19 protein-coding genes and 1 tRNA gene are annotated in these 20856 nt (G+C 72.9%); 11 read left to right on the plus strand and 9 right to left on the minus strand.

Translation table 11 applies throughout. The features are described 5' to 3' along the window. Positions 1 to 11 precede the first annotated feature (11 nt). Positions 12 to 2552 carry an FtsX-like permease family protein gene (locus VFJ21_15180; protein ID HET7408465.1) on the plus strand — a complete coding sequence of 847 codons (2541 nt, stop codon included), beginning with the start codon at positions 12 to 14 and terminating at the stop codon, positions 2550 to 2552. A gap of 14 nt (positions 2553 to 2566) precedes the next feature. Here the strand turns inward: VFJ21_15180 and VFJ21_15185 are convergent, their stop codons facing one another. Together VFJ21_15185 and metH are read right to left on the minus strand one after the other, a co-directional pair. Further along, entirely contained in the window at positions 2567 to 3244 is a 678-nt protein-coding gene (locus VFJ21_15185; protein ID HET7408466.1) for an HAD family phosphatase, read from the minus strand. Then, entirely contained in the window at positions 3241 to 6723 is a 3483-nt protein-coding gene (gene metH, locus VFJ21_15190) for a methionine synthase (GenBank protein ID HET7408467.1), read from the minus strand. The genes VFJ21_15185 and metH overlap by 4 nt, the downstream gene beginning before the upstream one ends. A 124-nt stretch (positions 6724 to 6847) precedes the next feature. On the opposite strand from metH, the gene VFJ21_15195 reads away from it, so the two are divergent. Genes VFJ21_15195 through VFJ21_15205 form a run of 3 tightly spaced genes read left to right on the plus strand, consistent with a single transcriptional unit; the run spans position 6848 to position 9109 of the window. Beyond that, complete coding sequence (locus VFJ21_15195) at positions 6848 to 7297, plus strand: universal stress protein (GenBank protein HET7408468.1); 450 nt, start codon at positions 6848 to 6850, stop codon at positions 7295 to 7297. A 7-nt stretch (positions 7298 to 7304) separates the two neighbouring features. After that, positions 7305 to 8237 carry an alpha/beta hydrolase gene (locus tag VFJ21_15200; protein HET7408469.1) on the plus strand — a complete coding sequence of 311 codons (933 nt, stop codon included), beginning with the start codon at positions 7305 to 7307 and terminating at the stop codon, positions 8235 to 8237. Further along, positions 8234 to 9109, plus strand: coding sequence for a PAC2 family protein (locus tag VFJ21_15205; GenBank protein ID HET7408470.1), 876 nt, complete (start codon positions 8234 to 8236; stop codon positions 9107 to 9109). The genes VFJ21_15200 and VFJ21_15205 overlap by 4 nt, the downstream gene beginning before the upstream one ends. Before the next feature lie 10 nt (positions 9110 to 9119). Here the strand turns inward: VFJ21_15205 and mshC are convergent, their stop codons facing one another. Next, positions 9120 to 10337 carry a cysteine--1-D-myo-inosityl 2-amino-2-deoxy-alpha-D-glucopyranoside ligase gene (mshC, locus tag VFJ21_15210; GenBank protein HET7408471.1) on the minus strand — a complete coding sequence of 406 codons (1218 nt, stop codon included), beginning with the start codon at positions 10335 to 10337 and terminating at the stop codon, positions 9120 to 9122. Between the two features lie 40 nt (positions 10338 to 10377). On the opposite strand from mshC, the gene VFJ21_15215 reads away from it, so the two are divergent. After that, complete coding sequence (locus VFJ21_15215; protein HET7408472.1) at positions 10378 to 11670, plus strand: AMP-binding protein; 1293 nt, start codon at positions 10378 to 10380, stop codon at positions 11668 to 11670. A gap of 25 nt (positions 11671 to 11695) precedes the next feature. Here the strand turns inward: VFJ21_15215 and VFJ21_15220 are convergent, their stop codons facing one another. Genes VFJ21_15220 through VFJ21_15230 form a run of 3 tightly spaced genes read right to left on the minus strand, consistent with a single transcriptional unit; the run spans position 11696 to position 13701 of the window. Further along, the gene (locus VFJ21_15220) at positions 11696 to 12421 is read right to left on the minus strand and encodes an SCO1664 family protein (GenBank protein ID HET7408473.1); all 726 of its coding nucleotides are present in this window, start codon (positions 12419 to 12421) and stop codon (positions 11696 to 11698) included. Beyond that, complete coding sequence (locus tag VFJ21_15225) at positions 12418 to 12978, minus strand: DUF3090 domain-containing protein (protein ID HET7408474.1); 561 nt, start codon at positions 12976 to 12978, stop codon at positions 12418 to 12420. The genes VFJ21_15220 and VFJ21_15225 overlap by 4 nt, the downstream gene beginning before the upstream one ends. Positions 12979 to 13014: 36 nt before the next feature. Continuing rightward, a complete protein-coding gene (locus tag VFJ21_15230; GenBank protein ID HET7408475.1) occupies positions 13015 to 13701 on the minus strand; it encodes a histidine phosphatase family protein in 687 nt (228 codons plus the stop codon). Positions 13702 to 13728: 27 nt separating this feature from the next. Between VFJ21_15230 and VFJ21_15235 the strand changes: the two genes are divergently transcribed. The 3 genes from VFJ21_15235 to VFJ21_15245 all read left to right on the plus strand — a co-directional run bounded on the left by VFJ21_15235 (position 13729) and on the right by VFJ21_15245 (position 16032). Then, a complete protein-coding gene (locus VFJ21_15235) occupies positions 13729 to 14697 on the plus strand; it encodes an aldo/keto reductase (GenBank protein ID HET7408476.1) in 969 nt (322 codons plus the stop codon). Between the two features lie 185 nt (positions 14698 to 14882). After that, on the plus strand, positions 14883 to 15854 hold the full coding sequence (locus VFJ21_15240; GenBank protein ID HET7408477.1) for a class I SAM-dependent methyltransferase: 972 nt from the start codon (positions 14883 to 14885) through the stop codon (positions 15852 to 15854). Then, positions 15847 to 16032, plus strand: a complete 186-nt coding sequence (locus VFJ21_15245) for a DUF5703 family protein (protein ID HET7408478.1) — start codon at positions 15847 to 15849, stop codon at positions 16030 to 16032. Before VFJ21_15240 ends, VFJ21_15245 begins: the two co-directional genes overlap by 8 nt. A gap of 12 nt (positions 16033 to 16044) precedes the next feature. Here VFJ21_15245 and VFJ21_15250 read toward each other — a convergent pair whose 3' ends face one another. Beyond that, a complete protein-coding gene (locus tag VFJ21_15250) occupies positions 16045 to 17361 on the minus strand; it encodes a M20/M25/M40 family metallo-hydrolase (GenBank protein ID HET7408479.1) in 1317 nt (438 codons plus the stop codon). A 94-nt stretch (positions 17362 to 17455) separates the two neighbouring features. Between VFJ21_15250 and VFJ21_15255 the strand changes: the two genes are divergently transcribed. Further along, positions 17456 to 18586 (plus strand): lytic murein transglycosylase, encoded by a 1131-nt coding sequence (locus VFJ21_15255; GenBank protein HET7408480.1) that lies wholly within the window; start codon positions 17456 to 17458, stop codon positions 18584 to 18586. 80 nt (positions 18587 to 18666) lie between these two features. After that, a tRNA-Leu gene (locus VFJ21_15260) sits at positions 18667 to 18752 on the plus strand. A 52-nt stretch (positions 18753 to 18804) separates the two neighbouring features. Here VFJ21_15260 and VFJ21_15265 read toward each other — a convergent pair. Next, the gene (locus VFJ21_15265) at positions 18805 to 19179 is read right to left on the minus strand and encodes a GYD domain-containing protein (GenBank protein ID HET7408481.1); all 375 of its coding nucleotides are present in this window, start codon (positions 19177 to 19179) and stop codon (positions 18805 to 18807) included. A 193-nt stretch (positions 19180 to 19372) separates the two neighbouring features. Here VFJ21_15265 and VFJ21_15270 point away from each other — a divergent pair, with 193 nt between their 5' ends. After that, the gene (locus VFJ21_15270; GenBank protein ID HET7408482.1) at positions 19373 to 19891 is read left to right on the plus strand and encodes a hypothetical protein; all 519 of its coding nucleotides are present in this window, start codon (positions 19373 to 19375) and stop codon (positions 19889 to 19891) included. A 61-nt stretch (positions 19892 to 19952) separates the two neighbouring features. Here the strand turns inward: VFJ21_15270 and VFJ21_15275 are convergent, their stop codons facing one another. After that, on the minus strand, positions 19953 to 20786 hold the full coding sequence (locus VFJ21_15275) for an SDR family oxidoreductase (protein ID HET7408483.1): 834 nt from the start codon (positions 20784 to 20786) through the stop codon (positions 19953 to 19955). Between the last annotated feature and the right edge of the window lie 70 nt (positions 20787 to 20856).

Genomic DNA, 20856 nt, shown 5'->3' on the forward strand with positions numbered 1-20856 from the left:
CCTTGCTCCACGTGAGCCTGCGCAACCTGTTGGCGCACAAGCTGCGCCTGGTCATGTCGGGTATCGCGATCGTTCTCGGGGTCGCCTTCGTCGCCGGCACCCTGATCTTCACCGACACGCTCGGCAAGACGTTCAAGGACCTGTTCGCGGCAACCTCCGCCGACGTCACCGTGACGAAGCAACCGGCGTTCGACTCGGGCCTGTTCGGGGACAGCGGCGGAAGCAGCGCGCTCGACGTGCCCGCCGACCTGGCGGCGGCGATCGGCAAGCTGCCGGGCGTCGCGGCCGCCCACGGCTACATCCAGAGCGACGGCGTCTACGTGCTCGACCGGGCCGGCAAGGTGGTCCAGACCGGCGGAGCCCCCGGCGTCGGCATCGACTGGGACCCCAACGAGAAGCTGTCCGCCCTGCACCTGCTCGACGGCTCCGCCCCGGACGCCCCCGGAGAGATCGCACTCGACACGAAGACGGTCGACAAGACCGGCTACCACGTCGGCGACCGGATCCGGGTGCTCACCCCGGCCGGTGCGGTCGACGCCCGGTTGACCGGGGTGTTCCGGTTCGGCAACACCGGCGGTCTGGCCGGTGCCTCGCTGACCGCGTTCGACGCCCCACAGGCGCGGCAGCTGTTCGGCAATCCCGGCCGGGTCAGCGGCGTCAGCGTGCTCACCGACAGCGGCGTGAGCCAGCAGACCGTGAAGCACCGCATCGTCGAGGCGATCGGACCCGGCTACAAGGTCGAGACCAAGGACGAGCGCGCGACATCGGCCGCCGACGACATCGGCAAGGGCCTGAAGTTCGTCAACATCTTCCTCCTTGTCTTCGCCGGCATCGCGCTGTTCGTCGGCTCGTTCATCATCCTCAACACGTTCTCGATGCTGGTCGCCCAGCGCACCCGCGAGCTGGCGCTGCTGCGAGCCCTCGGAGCCAGCCGGTCGCAGGTGACCCGTTCCGTGCTCTACGAGGCGCTCGCGCTGGGGCTGGTGGGCTCGACGGTCGGCCTCGCCGTCGGCTTCGGCATCGCAACCGGACTGCGCGGCATCTTCGGGAGGTTCGGCCTCACCCTCGACGGTGGCCTCGTGCTCGAGCCGCGCACCGTCCTCTGGGCCTACGTCGTCGGCGTCGTCGTCACGAGCCTGGCGGCCTACCTCCCGGCGCGTCGCGCCGCCAAGGTGCCGCCGGTCGTCGCGATGCGGGCCGACGCGCCGCTCGCCGAACGCTCCCTGCGCCGGCGCACGATCATCGGGGCGGCCCTGCTCGCCGTCTCCGTGCTGGCGATCGTCGGCGGCCTGACCTCCGCCGACTCCAACGCCGGCCAGGCCGCCGGCTTCGTCGGGCTCGGCTCGATGCTGCTCGTCGTTGCGGGCATCGTCCTCAGCCCCGTGCTGTCGCGTCCGTTCATCCGCGTGGTCGGTCGGGCGCTCCCCCGGTTGTTCGGCCGGCCGGGGTCGCTGGCCCGCGAGAACGCTCTGCGCAACCCGCGGCGCACCGCGGCCACCGCCAGCGCACTGATGATCGGGCTCGCCCTGGTGACGGCGTTCTCGGTGCTCGGTGCGTCGGCCAACTCCTCGGTCGACGCGCTGATCAACGAGTCGGTGGGCGCCGACTTCATCGTGTCCAGCCAGACCCAGCAGCCGTTCACCGCGGAGATCGCCCAACGCGTCGCCAAGGTCGACGGCGTCGCCTCGGTCACCCGCGAACGCTTCGGCCAGGCGGAGATCGACGGCAAGAAGACGTTCTTCGCCGCCGTCGATCCCGGCTCGCTCGACCAGTCGCTCAAGCTGGACTACCAGTCCGGCTCGACCGCCGGTCTCACCGGCGACGGCCTGCTGGTCGACAAGGTGACCGCGCAGGCACGCGGCTGGAAGGTCGGCACCCAGGTGCCCGTGCTCTTCGAGAGCGGCGACAGGCGCACGCTGACGGTCGGCGGGATCTACGCGGCCAACCAGGTCGTCGGCCAGTACGTCCTGCCGCTCGACACGTTCGTCGCCACCGGGGGCACCACGCAGGACCGCTTCGTCTACGTCGACGTGCGTCCGGGAGCCGACGCGGCCGCGGTGCGGTCGGGGCTCGACAACGCCCTCGCGGGCTACCCGGTGGTCACGCTCAAGGACCAGACCGAGTTCAAGTCCGAGCAGAAGGCTCAGGTCAACCAGCTGCTGCTGATCGTCAACGCGCTGCTCGTGCTGTCGATCCTCATCGCGGTCCTCGGCATCGTGAACACCCTCGCGATGTCGGTGGTCGAGCGCACCCGCGAGATCGGGCTGCTGCGCGCCGTCGGGATGTCCCGCAGGCAGCTGCGCCGGATGGTGCGGTTGGAGTCGGTGGTCATCTCCGTCTACGGCGCACTTCTCGGCGTCGTGCTCGGGCTGGTGTTCGGGGTGTCGCTCGTCGGCACGCTCGCGAGCACGGGCATCAAGGAGATGGCGATCCCGGGCGGCAACGTCGTGGTCTTCGTCGTCGTGGCGGGTCTGGTCGGCGTGCTGGCCGCGATCTGGCCGGCTCGCCGTGCCGCGCGGCTCGACGTGCTGCAGGCGATCGCCACCGAGTAGCGGCTCTCGGCGGGTCAGACCGCCGCAGGGTGGTCCGGCAGGCTCAGCAGCCAGTCGGGGTCGATGTCGGCCAGCGACTCGACCACCGGGCGGCGAGGCGTCGCGACGATCGCCGCGACGCTCGGCACCGCGACCGCGATGCAGCCGGCCGCCTCCGCCGCGGCGATCCCCGAGGGGGCGTCTTCCAGCACCACGCAGCCGGCCGGGTCGACGCCCAGGGCGGCGCATGCCGTCAGGTAGGGCTCCGGGTGCGGCTTGCCGTGCCCGACCTCGTCACCGGCCAGCGTCACCGCGAACCGCTCCCGGCCGAGCTGCCCGAGCGCCGCCTCCACGAGGACGCGGTAGGAGGACGAGACCAGGCCCACCGGCACCCGGCGGGCGCCGAGGGCATCGAGCAGCGTCACGGCGCCCGGTGCCAGCGGCAGCTCGGACTCGAAGAGCTCCACCATCCGTCGCAGCAGGAATGACGCGGCCCACTCGACCCGGTCGGGGGTCGGCGGCACGGCGTACCACTCCAGGATCGCCGGCACCGAGACGTCGAGCCGGGTCCCGACGATCGCCGCCTTGATCTGCTCCGACCAGACACCGCCGAACTCGGCGGCGAGCTCCTCCTCGGCAACGGTCCAGAGCGGCTCCGAGTCGACGAGCAGGCCGTCCATGTCGAAGAGGACCGCGGCGGCGACCCCGCTCACTTGGCGTTGAAGTACTTCGCCTCGGGGTGGTGGACGACGATCGCGTCGGTCGACTGCTCGGGGTGCAGCTGGCAGCCCTCGGACAGCGTCACGCCGATGCGGTCCGGGTGCAGCAGCTCGACGACCTTGGCGCGTTCCTCGAGGTCCGGGCAGGCCGGGTAGCCGAACGAGTAGCGCGAGCCGCGGTAGCCCTGATGGGCCAGCACCTCGTCCAGCGACGTGGCGTCGTCGCCGGCGATGCCGAGCTCGTCGCGCACCCGCCGGTGCCAGAACTCCGCCAGCGCCTCGGTCAGCTGCACCGACAGACCGTGCAGCTCGAGGTAGTCGCGGTAGGCGTCGCGGGCGAACAGCTCCGCCGTCACCTCGCTGATCCGGGAGCCGACCGTCACCAGCTGGAAGCAGACGACGTCGGTCTCCCCCGACTCCTCGGGCCGGAAGAAGTCGGCCAGGCACAGGTGCCGGTCACGACGCTGCCGGGGGAAGGTGAAGCGGGTCCGTTCCCCGCCGTCCTCGCCGAGGACGATGAGGTCGTCGCCCTTGCTGACGCACGGGAAGTAGCCGTAGACCACGCCGGCCTCGACCATGCGCTCGGCCTGCATCCGCTCGAGCCACATCCGCAGCCGCGGGCGCCCCTCGGTCTCGACCAGGTCGTCGTACGACGGGCCGCCCTCGCCCCGCGACGGCCGCAGCCCCCACTGGCCGAGGAACGTCGCGCGTTCGTCGAGCATCGCCGCGTAGTCGCCGAGCGGGATGCCCTTGACCACCCGGTCGCCCCAGAACGGCGGCGTCGGGATGGGCGCGTCGACCGCGACGTCGGAACGGGCCGGCATCTCCTCCGGCGGGGTCTCCTCGACGCGCGCGCGGGCACTGACCCGCGGCCCCCGCAGCGCGGGCAGCGCGGCGCCGGGCTCACCCCGCTTGACCGCCATCACGGCGTCCATGAGCCGCAGCCCCTCGAACGCGTCGCGCGCGTAGCGCACCTCGCCGTCGAAGAGCTCGGCGAGGTCGTGCTCGACGTAGGCCCGGGTGAGCGCCGCGCCGCCGAGCAGCACCGGCCAGCGGGAGGCGAGGCCGCGGGAGTTCATCTCCTCGAGGTTGTCCCTCATGATCACCGTGCTCTTGACGAGCAGCCCGCTCATGCCGATCGCATCGGCGGCACTCTCGTCGGCGGCGTCGAGGATCGCCGAGACCGGCTGCTTGATGCCGAGGTTGACGACGCGGTAGCCGTTGTTGGACAGGATGATGTCGACGAGGTTCTTGCCGATGTCGTGCACGTCGCCCTTGACCGTGGCGAGCACGATCGTGCCCTTGCCCGACTCGCCGGTCGCCTCCATGTGCGGCTCGAGGTGCGCGACCGCAGCCTTCATCACCTCGGCCGACTGCAGCACGAACGGCAGCTGCATCTGCCCGGAGCCGAAGAGCTCGCCGACGACCTTCATGCCTTCGAGCAGGTGCTCGTTGATGATCTCCAGCGGCGACCAGCCGATGCCCATCGCCTCGTCGAGGTCGGCCTCCAGGCCGCCCCGCTCACCGTCGATGATCCGCCGCTGCAGCCGATCGGCCAGTGGGAGGGAGGCGAGCTCCTCGGCCCGCGACTGCCGCGCCGCCTGCGCGTCGACGCCCTCGAACAACGCCAGGAAGCGCTCGAGCGGGTCGTAGCCCTCCCGGCGACGGTCGTGGACGAGGTCGAGCGCGACCTCGCGCTGCTCGTCGGGGATCCGCGACAGCGGCAGGATCTTGGCCGCGTGCACGATCGCCGAGTCGAGGCCCGCCTGCACGCACTCGTGCAGGAAGACCGAGTTGAGCACCTGGCGTGCGGCGGGATTCAGGCCGAACGACACGTTGGACACGCCGAGCGTCGTCTGTACGCCGGGGTGGCGGGCCTTCACCTGCCGGATGGCCTCGATCGTCTCGAGCCCGTCGCGGCGGGTCTCCTCCTGACCGGTGGCGATCGGGAAGGTCAGGCAGTCGACGATGATGTCGCCGACGTCCATGCCCCAGTTGGTCGTGAGGTCGTCGATGAGCCGATCGGCGACCCTGACCTTCCACTCGGCCGTGCGGGCCTGGCCCTCCTCGTCGATGGTGAGCGCGACCACGGCGGCGCCGTGCTCGCGGACCAGCGGCATCATGCGGGCAATCCGCGAGTCGGGGCCGTCGCCGTCCTCGTAGTTGACCGAGTTGACCACGCACCGGCCGCCGAGCCGCTCGAGCCCGGCCTCGACGACGTCGCGCTCGGTGGAGTCGAGCACGCACGGCAGCGTCGAGGCGGTGGCGAAACGGCCGGCGATCTCGGCCATGTCGGCGACGCCGTCACGGCCGACGTAGTCGATGCAGACGTCGAGCAGGTGGGCACCGTCGCGGGTCTGCTCGCGGGCGATCTCGACGCAGCGGTCCCACTGGCCGGCGAGCATCGCGTCGCGGAACGCCTTGGAGCCGTTGGCGTTGGTGCGCTCGCCGATCGTCAGGTAGGTCGTGTCCTGCCGGAACGGCACCGGCTGGTAGAGGCTCGCGGCCGACGGCTCGAACACCGGCTCGCGCCGCCGCAGCTCGCGGCCATGGACCCGGTCGACCACCAGTCGCAGGTGCTCGGGGGTGGTGCCGCAACAACCGCCGACCAGGGCGAGCCCGTAGTCGCGGGTGAACGTGTCGTGGGCGTCGGCCAGCTGCTCGGGGGTGAGCGGGTAGCGGGCGCCGTCGGCGGTGAGCTCGGGCAGGCCGGCGTTGGGCATCGCCGACAGGCCGATGCGGGCGTGCTGGGCGAGGTAGCGCAGGTGCTCGCTCATCTCCGCCGGGCCGGTCGCGCAGTTGAGCCCGATGAGGTCGATCTCCAGCGGCTCGAGCGCGGTCAGCGCCGCACCGATCTCGCTGCCCAGCAGCATCGTGCCGGTTGTCTCGACGGTCACCTGCACGAACAACGGGAGCCGGGTGCCGGTCTCGGCGTAGGCCCGACGCGCCCCGTTGACTGCCGCCTTGGCCTGCAGGAGGTCTTGCGCGGTCTCGACGAGCACGGCATGCACGCCGCCCTCGATCATGCCGGTCACCTGCGCGGCATAGGCGTCGCGCAGCTCCCGGTAGGTGACGTGGCCGAGGGTAGGCAGCTTCGTGCCGGGCCCGACCGAGCCGAGCACCCAGCGCGGCCGGTCGTCACTCGACCGGGCGTCGGCCGCCTCGCGGGCGATCCGCGCGCCGGCGAGCGCCAGCTCGTGGATGCGGTCGGCGATGCCGTACTCGCCGAGGTTGGCCAGGTTGGCGCCGAACGTGTTGGTCTCGACCGCGTCGCAACCGACATCGAGGTAGGCGTCGTGGATCGCGCGGACGACGTCGGGTCGGCTGACGTTCAGGATCTCGTTGCAGCCCTCGTGGCCCTCGAAATCGTCGAGCGAGAGGTCGTAGGCCTGCAGCATGGTGCCCATCGCACCGTCGGCGACGACCACGCGCTCGGAGAGCGCGCGCAGTAGCGACGCGGACGTAGCGGACACGATGTGGGCTTCCCGGGGAGCGGACCGACGCCTCAGTCTACCGGCGTGACCTGCGTCGCCCAGTTCGCGTAGCGGCCGCCTCCGGCGGGTAGCGTGCGGCCCGACGATCTCAACGGAGGTGCACGTGGCCAGCTACCGCACGGTGCTCGTGGGGACCGACGGCTCCGAGTCGTCCTACCGCGCCGTCGACCGGGCGGCCGCGCTGGCGCGCGACGCCGGCGCCACGCTGGTGCTGCTGTGCGCCTACCAGCCGCTGTCCGACCGGGAGAAGGCGCGCGCGGCGGCCGAGCTCGGCGAGCAGGCCTACCAGGTCATGGGGTCCAACCCGGCGGAGGACGTGCTGCGTGACGCCGCGGCCCGCGCCAAGACGGCCGGCGCCACCGACGTGCGGCTGGAGCCGGTGCAGGGCGACCCGGTCGACCAGATCGTCGCCAGCGCCGACCGGCACGGCGTCGACCTCGTCGTCGTCGGCAACCGCGGCCTGCACAGCCTCGCCGGCCGGCTGCTGGGCTCGGTGCCGGCCAACGTCAGCCACCGGGCGAAGTGCGACGTGCTGATCGTGCACACCACCTGAGGCGACCGTGCCACGCGCGCTCGGTCGGCGTACGCCGGTGGCCGGCGGCATCGACGTGACGCTGCCGGGCGCGGGGATCCGCCTCGGCGCCACCCGCTGGCCGGGCGCCGGCCCGCCCATCGTCCTGCTGCACGGGCTGTCGTCGCAGCGGCACTTCTGGGACCTCGTCGTCCCGAGCCTGCTGGGTGCGCCGGTGGTCGCGCTCGACCAGCGCGGCCACGGCGACAGCGAGTCGCCGGACGACAGCGCCCCGGACTTCTCGCAGGAGGCGGCGGCCGACGACGTGGCGACGGCGCTCGACGCGCTGGGGCTGTCTCGCGCGGTGGTCGTCGGCCACTCGTGGGGTGCGTCGGTTGCGTTGACGTTCGCCGCCCGGCACGCCGAGCGCGCGCTCGCCGTGGTCGCCATCGACGGCGGCTTCACCGTGCCCGGCGACCGCGAGCTGCCGCGCGAGCAGCTGCGGCAGCGCATGGAGCCGCCGCGGTTCGCGCTGCCGCCCGACGAGCTGGTCGGGATGCTCGCACGCGGGCCGCTCGGGCCCTGGTGGTCCGAGGACCTGGCGGCGGCCGTCCTGCCCGGCTTCGCGGTCGGGGACGACGGGCTGGCGCGGGCGCGGCTGACGTTCGAGCGGCACATGCGGATCGTCGACACGCTGCTCGACTTCGACCCGACGGCGCTCTACGCCGGTGTGCGGTGCCCCGTCTGGCTGGTGTCGTGCGAGCCGTTGCCGACCGTCGAGCGCGACGCCCGCACGGTGGGCTGGGCGCTGCGCAAGGAAGCGGGCCTGCAGCGAGCGACGGAGGCCCTCGACGCGCCTCGGCTGCAACGCTGGGCGGGGGCGCTGCACGACGTACCCTTGCAGTGGCCAGCACTGGTCGCCGGCCTCATCGGTGCTGCCGCCCAGGAGACCCGATCGGCACGAGGAGCCGCGGCACCGTGACCCACGACTTGCCCCACCTGGAGCGGCCGGCGCTGATCGCGGCGTTCGAGGGGTGGAACGACGCGGCCGACGCGGCCACCGGCGCGGTCGAGCATCTGGAGCGGGTCTGGGGTGCCCGCCCGCTCGCGGCCCTCGACCCCGACGACTACTACGACTTCCAGGTCAACCGTCCGACCGTGTCGCTGATCGACGGGGTGACCCGGCGCATCGAGTGGCCGACCACCCGGCTGTCGGTCGCCTCCCGCGACCAGGACGAGAGCCTGGACCGCGACGTCGTCCTGCTGCGCGGCCTGGAGCCCAACATGCGCTGGCGCGGCTTTTGCGACGAGCTGCTCGGGATGGCGAAGGAGCTCGGCGTCGAGTTCGTCGTCACCCTCGGCGCGCTGCTGTCGGACTCGCCCCACACCCGCCCGGTGCCGGTGACGGGCACCGCGTCGGACCAGGAGACCGCGGACCGGCTCGACCTTGAGCGGTCCCGCTACGAAGGGCCGACCGGCATCGTCGGGGTCTTCCAGGACTACTGCGCCCACGGTGGCCTGCCGTCGGTCTCCCTGTGGGCGGCGGTGCCGCACTACGTGGCGCAGCCCCCGTGCCCGAAGGCCACGCTGTCGCTGCTCAACCGGGTCGAGGACGTGCTCGGCGTCGGCGTACCCCTCGGCGACCTCCCCGAGCAGGCGCGCGCCTGGGAGCGCGGCGTCGACGAGCTGGCCCGCGAGGACAGCGAGATCGGTGACTACGTGCGCCAGCTCGAGTCGCGGGAGCCCGAGACCGACCTGCCGGAGGCGAGCGGCGAGGCGATCGCGCGGGAGTTCGAGCGCTACCTGCGCCGGCGCGGGGAGAACCCCGGCTGGCCCAGCCCCGGCGACGGTTAGCGGCTCGGCACTAGAGCGCGACGCCGAGCAGCGCGTCGACCGTGTCGCGCACCATCGCCGGCGCCCCGGCGTCGGCGCCGTCCCCCGCGGCCCAGCGGTCGACGGCGGCCAGCGCCTGCGGGGCGTCGAGGTCGGCTGCCAGCGCCGCCCGCACCTCGGCGAGCAGCGCCGCGCCGTCGGGGCCGCTGGGTCGGCGTACGCCGGCGCGCCACGTGTCCAGCCGCCGCTCCCCTGCCGGCAGGTCGTCGAGCGACCAGTGCCAGTCACCCCGGTAGTGATGGGCGAGGAGCGCGAGCCGCACCGCCATCGGGTCGGTGTGGGCGCGCAGCTTGTGCACGAAGACGAGGTTGCCCCGGGACTTCGACATCTTCTCACCGTCGAGGCCGACCATGCCGGCGTGGACGAAGGCCCGGGCGAAGGGCCACTCGCCGGTCGCGGCGTGTGCCTCGGCGGCGCCGAGCTCGTGGTGCGGGAAGACGAGGTCGTTGCCCCCGCCCTGCACGTCGATCGTGGGGCCGAGCCGGTCGAGCGCGATCGCGGCGCACTCGACGTGCCAGCCGGGCCGGCCGGGCCCGAACGGCGACTCCCACGCCGGCTCGCCCGGGCGCCGGGCCTGCCAGAGCAGGCAGTCGACCGGGTCCTTCTTGCCCGGCCGGTCGGGATCGCCGCCGCGCTCGCGCGAGAGCGCGACCATCGCCGCCGGGGCGAGATGGCTCACCTGGCCGAAGTGCGGTGATGCGTCGGCCGCGAAGTAGACGTCGCCGTCGAGCTCATAGGCAGCCCCCCGCTCGCACAGCCGCTCGATCAACCCGACGATGCGTGGGATCGCCTCGACCGCACCGACGTAGTCGTCGGGCGGCAGGACGCGCAGCGCGGCCATGTCCGTGCGGAACAGCTCGACCTCGCGCAGCCCGAGCTGCTCCCAGTCGTCGCCGGTCTGCGCGGCGCGCTCGAAGAGCGGGTCGTCGACGTCGGTGACGTTCTGCACGTAGTGCACCCGGTGACCGCGGTCGCGCCAGACCCGCTGGAGCAGGTCGAAGGACAGGTAGGTGGCGGCGTGGCCGAGGTGGGTCGCGTCGTAGGGCGTGATGCCGCAGACGTACATCCGCGCGGGCTCACCTGCGCCCGGCTCGATCTCCTGGAGCGACTGCGAGGCCGTGTCGAAGACCTGCAGCGCCGGACCGCGGCCGGGCAGGTGAGGCACGTCGACGGCGGCCCAGGACTGCATGCCCGCAGGGTATCCGCGGCGTGCGTGCCAGGCTGGTCGCATGCTGAGCGCGCTCTACGACGGCCGTGCCGACCTGCGGTTCGCCGACGGCGCGCTGGCCGGGGAAGAGCTCGCCGGAGCCGTGGGGGCGATCGCCGCGCGCGTCACCGGGCACCGGCGGGTGCTGGTCGAGGCCACCCCGTCGCTGTCGACCGCGGTCGCGGTGGCGGGCGTGATCGCCGCCGGGGCGACCGCAGTCCCGCTGAACCCCGCCGCCGGCGTGGCAGAGCGCGAGCACGTGATCCGCGACAGCCAGCCCGACGCGTTCCTCGACCGGTTCGACATCGGCGCGCGTGCGGACCTGCCCCCGGCACCGCCGGCCGACGAGGGCGCGGCGCTGATCATCTACACCTCGGGGACGACCGGCCCGCCCAAGGGCGCGGTGCTCCCCCGCCGCGCCCTGGCTTTCGACCTCGACGCGCTGGCCGACACCTGGGCGTGGACGGCCGCCGACGTGCTCGCACACGCGCTGCCGCTGTTCCACGTGCACGGCCTCGTGCTCGGCGTGCTCGGCCCGCTGCGGATCGGGTCGCCGCTGCGCCACCTGCCGCGGTTCGGGCCGTGTGACGCGTCGCTGTACTTCGCGGTGCCGACGATGTGGTCGCGGCTGTCCGGCGCAGACCTCGACGAGATGCGGGGCGCGCGGCTGCTCGTGTCGGGCTCGGCCGCGCTGCCGGTGCCGGTCTTCGAGCGCGTCGCGGCGCAGTCGGGGCACCGGGTCGCCGAACGCTACGGGCTGACCGAGACGCTGATCACGACCGCCGCGCGCGCCGGCGGCGAGCGCCGCCCGGGCTGCGTGGGCACCCCCCTCCCGGGGGTCGAGCTGCGGCTCGCCGACGTGTCCGACGGCATCGGAGAGGTGCACGTGCGCGGGCCGAGCGTCTTCAGCGGCTACCTCGACAACCCGTCGGCCACTGCGGCGGCGTACACCGAGGACGGCTGGTTCCGCACCGGCGACCTCGCGTCGTACGCCGACGACGGCCAGCTGCGCATCGTCGGCCGCAAGGCCACCGACCTGATCAAGTCCGGCGGCTACAAGATCGGCGCCGGCGAGGTCGAGAACGCCCTGCTCGGCCACCCGGCCGTCGCGGAAGCCGCGGTGCTCGGCCTCGCCGACGACGACCTCGGCGAGCGGATCGTCGCGTGGGTGGTCGCCGAGGGCGTCACCGGCGAAGCGCTGATCGACCACGTAGCCCGGAGTCTCGCCCCGCACAAGCGGCCGCGGGAGATCCGCTTCGTCGAGTCACTGCCGAGAAACCCCATGGGCAAGGTGCAGAAGTCGCGCCTCGTCTAGCGAAGCCCTGCGTGGCGGCTCGAGGCTAGAAAGGTGGCCACGGGATGGCGGGCCACTCCTCGGAGGGCTGCGGGTAGCGCGACGTCGTCAGCAGCCGGTCGACCCGAACGACCGTGGCAGCCACCTCGCGCGGCGCGAGCAGGGTGCACAGGGTCTCGCGGAGCGGGCCTTCGAGCAGCGCCCGCACGGCCGACAGGGTGTCGAGCGCCTCGTCGGGCAGCCGCCGGCCGCGCCACTGCCACAGCAGCGTGCGCAGCTTGTCCTCGACCGAGAAGCACACGCCGTGGTCGACGCCGAACACGTGCCCGTCGGTGGTCGGCAGCAGGTGGCCGCCCTTGCGGTCGGCGTTGTTGACGACCGCGTCGAACACCGCCATCCGTTGCAGCTGCGGGTGGTCGGAGCGGGCCAGCGCGACCAGGTCCACGGTCTCGTCGACGTCGATCCAGAGCTGCACCATGCCGGGCCCGAACGGTCCGTCGCGCAGCACGGTCGGCGGGGCGATGTCCCAGCCGGTGGCGGCGGACACGGCGTAGGCCGCGACCTCCCGGTAGGCCAGGGTGCCGGTCGGGAAGTCCCAGAGCGGCCGCTCCCCGGAGATCGGCTTGTAGACGCAGGCCGACTCGACGTCGTCGAGCGTGATCGTGCAGTAGAGCGTGGCGTTGGACGCGTCGAGGATCCGGCCTTCGACCGTCATCGTCCCGTCGCGCAGCAGTCGCAGCGCGTCCTCCAGCGAGAGCGCCGGTGGGATCACCCGCGATGACCGTTCTGCCGGGGGCAGACGTGGCCGGCCGGGTCCATCGGCAGCCCGCACAGCTGGCAGGTCGGCCGGCCGGCCGCGACCAGCGACGACGCCCGCTTCGCGAACGCGCGCGCCGCCATCGGGGACAGGCGCACCCGCAGCAGGTCCGGCCCCTCGGTGGCGTCGTCCTCGACGAGGTCGGCGGCCTCGCCGCTCTCGCTCACGGCCTGCGCCTCGATCACGATCTGGCGCGTCTCGGGCTCCCATGCCAGCCCGATCGTGCCGACCCGGAAGTCCTCGAGCAGCGGCGTGTCGAGGGGGGCCAGATCCTCGGCCTCGGCGGGCACGGTCACCGGCACGTCGGAGTCGGCCCCCTCGCGGCGGCGCACCTCGTCGAGGATCTGGTCGACCCGCTCCGCGAGGGCTGAGACCTGCACCTTCTCCAGCGCCGCGCTGACCAGCCGCCCCGCGCCCGTGGCCTGCAGGTAGAAGGTCCGCTCGCCGGGCGCGCCGACCGTGCCCGCGACGAACCGGTCCGGTGGGTCGAACTCGTGGACCTGTCGCGGCATGCGGTCACCCTATGTCGACCGGGACGCGACGAAACGTCAGGCGGAGCCGCCCGCGCCGCCTCCGACGGCGGCGTCGGAGGAGGCCTTGCGACGGCGCCGGCCCTTGGGTGGGCGCAGGTCGTCGACACTGCCTCCGCTGTCGTTGAGACGGAGCACGAAAGGACGCAGCGGGGTGTAGCGGATCACCGTCAGCGAGCACGGGTTGACCGTGATCCGCTGAAAGGCGTCGAGGTGCATCCCCAGGGCGTCGGCCGCGATCGCCTTGATGACGTCGCCGTGGCTGACCGCGCACCACGTCGCCTCCCCGCCGAGCCGGGCGTCCCAGTCCCGCACGGCGGCCAGCGCCCGGGCCTGCGTGTCGCGCAGCGCCTCGCCCTCGGGGAACGTCACCGCCGACGGATGGGCCTGCACCACCTTCCACAGCGGGTCCTTGACCAGCTTCTTGATCTCCTGGCCGGTCCAGGCGCCGTAGCGGCACTCCCCCAGCCGCTCGTCGGTCTGCACCTCCAGGTCACGCCCGGCGGCGATCGCGGCCGCAGTGTCCTGGCAGCGCTCGAGCGGGCTGGACACCAGGGCTGCCAGCGGCAGGCCGGCCAGCCGCTCACCCAGCGCGCGGGCCTGCTCGCGGCCGCGGTCGTCGAGGTGCACGCCCGGCGTCCAACCGGTGAGCACCGGCCCGGTCTGCTCGGTGAGCCCGTGCCGGACGAGCAGCAGCGTTCCCATGGTGGGGCGACGGTAGCCTGCGCAGCCGTGGACCAACGCCGCCTGGGTCGCACCGGCCTCTACGTCTCCCGGCTCGCCCTCGGCACGATGACGTGGGGGCGGGACACCGACGAGGACGACGCGGCGGCGCAGCTGTCGACGTTCCTCGACGCGGGCGGCACGCTGGTCGACACCGCCGACGTCTACGTCGACGGCGAGAGCGAGCGGATCCTCGGCCGGCTGCTCCGTGACGGCAGCCACCGCGAGCGGGTCGTGCTGGCCACCAAGGCCGTCTCGGTGCGCGGGGGTGACCGCCGCCGGGACGCGTCACGGCGGCACCTGCTCGCCGCCCTCGACGCGTCGCTCGAGCGGTTGCAGACGGCGTACGTCGACCTGTGGCAGCTGCACGCCTACGACCCCGACACGCCGCTCGACGAGACGCTGGCCGCGCTCGATGCCGCGGTGTCGTCGGGCCGCGCCCGCTACGTCGGGATCTCCAACTACAACGGCTGGCAGACCGCGAAAGCTGCGACGTGGCAGCAGGCGTGGCCGGGCCGTGCCCCGATCGTGTCGACGCAGATGGAGTACTCGCTGCTGCAGCGCGGGATCGAGCGCGAGGTCCTGCCGGCCGCGATGGACCTCGGTGTCGGGGTCCTGCCGTGGTCACCGCTGGGCCGCGGGGTGCTGACCGGCAAGTACCGCGAGGGCACGCCGGCCGACTCGCGCGGCGCGTCGCCGCAGTACAGCCGGTTCGTGCAGCCCTACCTCGGTGAGCGGGCAGACCGAATCGTCGGCGCGGTGCTCACCGCGGCCGACGGGCTCGGGGTCTCCCCGGTCGCGGTGGCACTGGCCTGGGCGCGCGACCGGCCCGGCGTCGTCGCGCCGATCGTGGGGGCGCGCACCGCCGGGCAGCTGGCCGGATCCCTCGACGCGGAGAACGTCGTGCTGCCCGCAGAGATCGTCGCGGCGCTCGACGACGTGTCGGCGCCGAGGCGCAGCTACCCGGAGCACTTCTGACCCCGGAGCTGTTCGCGGCGCTGCGCGCGGCGCCGGGGCTGCTCGCCGCGGCGGCCGAGGGGCCGCGGGACCTCGCGCGGGCGACCCGGCTGCGGTCGGCGTGGCCGCCCGACCTGGTCGCGGCCGCCTTCGCCCAGGCCGAGCTGCGGGAGCGAGCCGCGGCGAAGTTCGATCGGGCGGCGGCCATGTTCTTCACCCGTGAGGGGCTGGAGCAGGCCTCCTCGGAGCTGGTCGCACGACACCGCGCCGGGCGGGTGGCGCCGGGCCGGGTGGTCGACCTGTGCTGCGGGATCGGCGGTGACCTGCTGGCCCTGGGCGACGGGCGCGAGACCTGCGGCGTCGACCGCGACCCGGTGCACGCGGCGATGGCCGAGCACAACGCCTCGGTCTACGGAGTGGCGGCCGCGGCACGGGTCGAGGACGTGCGCGACACCGACCTCTCCGCTGCCGACGCCGTCTTCGTCGACCCGGCCCGCCGGGACGAGCACGGCCGAGCGCACGGCCGGTCGGAGCCGCCGCTGGACTGGTGCTTCGGGCTCGCCGACCGGGTGGCGCAGGTGACCGTCAAGGCCGCGCCGGGTCTCGACCGCTCCGCTGTCCCCGCCGGCTGGGAGACCGAGTTCGTGGCGGTGGGTCGCGATCTCAAGGAGGCCGTGCTGTGGTCGCCGGCCTACGCGACGACGGCCTCGCGGGCCACCGTCCTGCCCGGCGGCCACACGCTCGTGCCCTGCGACGGTCCTCCGGTGGCGACGGCTCCGCCCGCGGCGTACCTCCTCGACCCCAGCCCTGCCGTCACGCGGGCGGGGGCGGTCGAGGAGCTGGCCCGGATGCTCGGCGCGTGCAAGATCGACGACCGCATCGCGTTCCTGACCACCGACCGGCCCGTGCGTACGCCGTTCGGCCGCTGCCTGCGCGTGCTGGAGTCGATGCCGTGGCGGCTGCGTGACATCAAGGCGGCCGTGCGCCGGCACGAGGTGGGCGCCCTGGACGTACGCCGCAGAGGGCTGGCCGGCGACGTCGCCGCCATCCGGCGCCGGCTGCCCCTGGCCGGACCGACCCGGGCGGTGCTCGTCATGACCCGCGTGTCGGACCGGCCATGGGCGCTGTTGTGCCTCCCCGACGACGGCGGCAGGGCAGAATGGGCGGGCGATGGCTGACTGGGAGTACCAGCGGATGTACCTCCCGCGCGGCACCTCCCGGCGGGCGGCGCAGCGCGTGCTGACCGACCACGCGGAGTACGGGCACTGGGAGCTCGACCGGCTGCGCCTCTACCCCGACGGCAGCCGGCGCGTGATCCTCCGCCGGAAGATCATCCGGGTCCGCGCGACGCTCTAGCCGGCCGGCCCTCTAGCAGGTGGCGAGAAGGCGGTCGAGGACGCGTACGCCGAACTTCAGGCCCTCGATCGACACCCGCTCGTCGACGCCGTGGAACATGCCCATGAAGTCGAGCTCGGGCGGCAGCCGAAGCGGTGAGAAGCCGAAGCAACGCATGCCGAGCCGCGAGAACGACTTGGCGTCGGTGCCACCCGACAGGCAGTAGGGCACCGGCCGCGCGTCGGGGTCCTCCGCGCGCACGGCGGCGACCATCGCATCGACCAGCGGGCCGTCGAACGTCGTCTCGTAGGCGATGTCGTGGTGCACCATCTCGCGCTCGACGCCCGGGCCGAGCAGCTCGTCGATCGCGGCGAAGAACTCGTCCTCGAAACCCGGCAGGAAGCGCCCGTCGACCTGCGCGTGCGCGGCCTGCGGGATGACGTTGACCTTGTAGCCGGCCTCGAGCATCGAGGGGTTCGCGGTGCTGCGCAGAGTCGCGTGCAGTGCCTTGGCGACCGGCCCGAGCTTGGTCAGTGTCGCCTCCAGCTCGGCGTCGGTGGCGGTCTGCGGATCCAGCTGCAGGCCGAGCGCCGCGGCCGCCTCGACGAGGAACGCCCGCACGGTGGGCGTGAGGCGCACCGGGAACTCGTGCGCGCCGATCCGGGCGACGGCAGCTGCCAGGGCCGTCACCGCGTTGTCGGCGTTGATCATCGAGCCGTGCCCGGCGCGGCCGCGGGCGGTCAACCGCATCCAGGCCATGCCCTTCTCCGCGGTCTCGATCGGGTAGAGCCGGCGGTCGCCGACCGTAATGCTGAATCCCCCGACCTCGCTGATCGCCTCGGTGCAGCCCTCGAAGAGTCCGGGGTGCTGGTCGACGAGGTAGCGCGCGCCGAAGACCCCGCCCGCCTCCTCGTCGGCGACGAACGCGACGACGACGTCACGCGGGGGCTTTCGCCCACTGCGGGCCACGTCGCGGACAACCGCGAGCGTCATCGCGTCCATGTCCTTCATGTCGACGGCCCCGCGGCCCCAGATGCAACCGTCGCGGATCTCCCCGGAGAAGGGGTGCACGCTCCAGTCGGCGGCATCGGCCGGCACGACGTCGAGGTGGCCGTGGATGAGCAGTGCTCCCCGTGAGGGGTCGGCTCCAGGGATGCGTGTCACGACGCTGGCCCGGCCCGGCTGCGACTCGTAGACCTCGGGGGTGAGCCCGACGTCGGAGAGCTTCTCCGCGACGTACTCCGCCGCCTTGCGCTCGTTGCTCGTGGGATTGGCCGAGTCGATGCGGATGAGATCACGGCAGAGGTCGACGACCTCCTGCTCGGCGGCGGTCGGCTCGGCGGCGGGCACGGTGCTCCTTCGTTGACGGCTGCTCCGGACTGCAGCCTGCAGCATCCCGAGCGGCGGTTCCAGTCGCCCGCGGCGCCCGAAGGCCGGCGCCCACGTGCTTCAGGCGGTGTTCCGCGGCGCCGACGTGATCGGTATGGGGTCGTTCGTCGGCATCCGCGGCCGCGCCGTGCGCTGCGCCGCCGTTGCCGTCGTGGCCGCGGGCGCCGTGCTGCCCTTCGCCCGTCCCGCCGGAGCCGAGTCGGTCTCCGACGCCCAGGCGAAGGCGCGCGCGATCCTGGCGCAGGTGCAGCAGCTGCAGAAGCAGGCGACCACGGCTGCGTCGTCGTACGACGCCGCGCTGACCGACCTCGGCGCGAGCGTCACGCAGGGGGTGCTCGCCCAGCGCGCCGCGCAGCAGCTCGCGAACGAAGCCGACGCTGCCCAGCAGCAGGTCAACGACCGGGTTAGAGGGCTCTACATGTCGGGCGGGCCGCTGGCGCTCTACGCCTCCGTGCTCGACGCGGACAGCTTCGCGGACCTGTCCGGTCGGCTGACCTACGTGCGCGCGGTCGTCTCGATCGACAAGTCGGTGTCCGACGCGCTCGCCGGCGAAGCCCGGCAGGCCGACGTGACGGCCGGCGCGGCCGCGGCACGGGTCACCGCCAAGGTCGAGACCGCGCGGTCGGTGCAGCAGGTGTCGGATCGCATGCAGGCACTGCTCGACCAGGAGCAGCAGCTGCTCGACCAGGCGCAGGCACGGGTCGGCACGCTGCAGGCGATCGAGTCGGCGCGGGCGGAGCTGGCCGCGCAACGGCTCGCGATCGCCCGGATCACCACCGCGCAGGCCTCCGCAGTCGGCATCCTGCCGGGCTCCGCGGACTACATGGCGCTCTACCACTCGGCAGCCGCGACGTGTCCGGGGTTGTCGTGGACCGTGCTCGCCGCCATCGGGCAGGTGGAGAGCGGGCACGGGCGGGACACGTCCACGTCGTACGCCGGCGCCATGGGGCCGATGCAGTTCCTGCCGGCGACCTTCGCCGCGAACGCCGTGGACGGCGACGGCGACGGGGTCGTCAACATCCTGGATCCGGCGGACGCGATCTTCACCGCTGCCCGCTACCTGTGCCGCAACGGAGCGGCGACGTCGGGCGGTCTCTACACCGCGATCTGGAACTACAACCACGCCGACTGGTACGTCCAGATGGTGCTCGCGCTGGCCGCGAAGTACGCCGGGACGCCGGGCTGAGGCCCGCCGCGATCGTGTAGCGTTGGCTCTCGCTGCGGCCGGTGGAGCGACCCCTGTCACGGGGAACCGGCGCAGTCCAAGTCCGAGTGGCGGAATGGCAGACGCGCTAGGTTGAGGGCCTAGTGCCCGCAAGGGCGTGGGGGTTCAACTCCCCCCTCGGACACCACCTGGCGCATCGTTCGGCGGAGCGGCGTTGCCGTGCGATCGCCGACCCACTGTCAAGCGCGGGCCTTCGTCGACGCGCGCCCGCCGACCAGGTCGACCGTCAACGGCGAGGTGTACTTCGCACGGATCTCGGCGGCGCGTCGCATGGCGGTGATGCCCTGGTCCACCGTGAGCAGCGGGGTGGTCTTGTAGGACCGCAGGGCGCCACCGCTCGTCACGGCAAGAGCGAAACCCGCGGCGTCCTCCGCCGTCGGGAAGTCGATGATGCAGACCAGATCGGCGTCTCCGAACGCGTAGTACACCGACTCGATCTTGCCCTTCGCCGCCTTGACGGCCGGCGTGATCCGGTCCACGACATTCGGTTGCGTTTCGACCTGGCTATTCCATGCCTGGGGTGTGTAACCGACCTCGATCAGGTAGTGAGCCATCTGCGGCCCCCCTTCCGGCGCCGTGTTCTCCGCGATCGCGTCAGGTGCGGCGCTCGCGTCAGGTGCATGGTCGGCTCAGGTTGCCGCGCTGACAAGACGTCCGGTATCTGAGCGTGATGGCAGGCAGTCCTGTTGGGCACCATGTCCGCCCAAATCACACCGGGCCGGGCACCCCTACCGACGTGGAGGACTCATGCGCCATCGGAGCTGTGTCACCGGCACGTTCCTCGTCGTCGCCGCGCTGATGGGTGCCACTCCTGCGGCCGCCGCCGTCAAGGCGACGCCGAACCCCGCGGGCAACGGCATGACGACGATCACCGGTCAGTGCGGCGGGTCGCCACAGTCCGCCGAGCCGGCGACTCTCGTGGTGAACGACAACAGCTCGAACCGGTCCGGCGGATGGGGCGCCGCGCACATCTACGGGACGCATGACGTGCTGGTGCCGACGTCGGTCAGCGTCCTGCTGATCGATGCCGGGCAGTCCTTCCTCATCGGCAGCCAGACGAAAGGCTCCGATCAGCAGTCGTTCTCCGTGAACTGCTTCTTCTACCAGGCCCAGACGCCGGGCGGCGCGCCGCTGACCGCCCAGGACCTGCTCGACCAGGAAGGGCTCACTTCGCTGCCCGTCGGGGTGCAGCCGGGCGACCTGGTGACCGTGGAGTTCCTGGTAGAGGCAGTCGCGCCGCGCGGTACGCCGTACCCGAGCATCTAGCCCCCGGCCCGGGGCAGCACCCTTGCGGCTGCGCGGCCGGGAAGACCTGCAGGGCGACCGCTCAGCCGGTGAAGTAGCCGCCGTCGGGATGCAGGATCGCACCGGTGTAGTAGCCCGCCTCGTCGCTCGCGAGGAACAGCGCGGTGTTGGCGATGTCGCGCGGAGTGCCCATCTTCTGCAGGGGCAGGGTGGCGAGGAACTGCTGGTGGATCTCGGGGATGTCCTGCAGCAGCTGGGTCATGTTGGTGTCGATGAACCCCGGCCCGATCGCGTTGATGCGGATGCCGGCCGGCCCGAGGCTGCGGGCGACGTGCTTGGTCAGCATCCAGACGCCGGACTTGCTCACCGCGTAGGGCAGCGGCCCGGCGTTGGGGTTCTTGGCCGCGACCGAGGCGATCGTGACGATCGAGCCCTTGCGGCCGGTCTCGACCATGTGCGCTGCCGCCGCCTGCACGGCGAGGAACGTGCCGGTGAGGTTGACGTCGACCACTCGCTGCCAGTCGTCGAGGGTCAGCTCGAGGAAGGGCAGCGCGGGGTTCTCCAACGCCTTCGCCTGCCGGGCGATCATGTCCACCTCGCGGCTGCGGTCGCCGCTCTGGTAGTTGGCGTGCGAGATGCCTGCGGCGGTGACCAGCACGTCGATGCCGCCGAAGGCCTCGACGGCGGTGCGCACCATCGTGGCGTTGTCGGCCGGGCTGGCGGCGTCGAGGTGCACGAACGTCGCCTTGCTGCCGAGCCGCTCGACCGCCTCGACCGTCTCCCCACCGGGCCCGTCGAGGAGGTCGGCGACGACGACGGCCGCGCCCTCCTCCGCGAACCGTTCGCAGCACGCGCGGCCGATGCCGTTGCCGCCGCCGGTGACGACCGCGACCTTGCCCTCGAGGCGACCACTCATGGCGGTGATCTCACCACACCGCCGTTCGGGGCGTCACCGACGTTCGGCGGGCGGCTGCTGGGAGACTGGT

The organism is Mycobacteriales bacterium, assembly GCA_035690485.1.
In the GTDB taxonomy this organism is placed as follows: domain Bacteria; phylum Actinomycetota; class Actinomycetes; order JAFAQI01; family DASSKL01; genus DASSKL01.

Bases quoted from the DNA above. Each gene is read 5' to 3' on its own strand.
- mshC (HET7408471.1), bottom strand. From the start codon at position 10,337: ATGCAGTCCTGGGCCGCCGTCGACGTGCCTCACCTGCCCGGCCGCGGT.
- VFJ21_15215 (HET7408472.1), top strand. From the start codon at position 10,378: ATGCTGAGCGCGCTCTACGACGGCCGTGCCGACCTGCGGTTCGCCGAC.
- VFJ21_15225 (HET7408474.1), bottom strand. From the start codon at position 12,978: ATGCCGCGACAGGTCCACGAGTTCGACCCACCGGACCGGTTCGTCGCG.
- VFJ21_15230 (HET7408475.1), bottom strand. From the start codon at position 13,701: ATGGGAACGCTGCTGCTCGTCCGGCACGGGCTCACCGAGCAGACCGGG.
- VFJ21_15240 (HET7408477.1), top strand. From the start codon at position 14,883: ATGTTCTTCACCCGTGAGGGGCTGGAGCAGGCCTCCTCGGAGCTGGTC.
- VFJ21_15245 (HET7408478.1), top strand. From the start codon at position 15,847: ATGGCTGACTGGGAGTACCAGCGGATGTACCTCCCGCGCGGCACCTCC.
- VFJ21_15265 (HET7408481.1), bottom strand. From the start codon at position 19,179: ATGGCTCACTACCTGATCGAGGTCGGTTACACACCCCAGGCATGGAAT.
- VFJ21_15270 (HET7408482.1), top strand. From the start codon at position 19,373: ATGCGCCATCGGAGCTGTGTCACCGGCACGTTCCTCGTCGTCGCCGCG.
- VFJ21_15275 (HET7408483.1), bottom strand. From the start codon at position 20,786: ATGAGTGGTCGCCTCGAGGGCAAGGTCGCGGTCGTCACCGGCGGCGGC.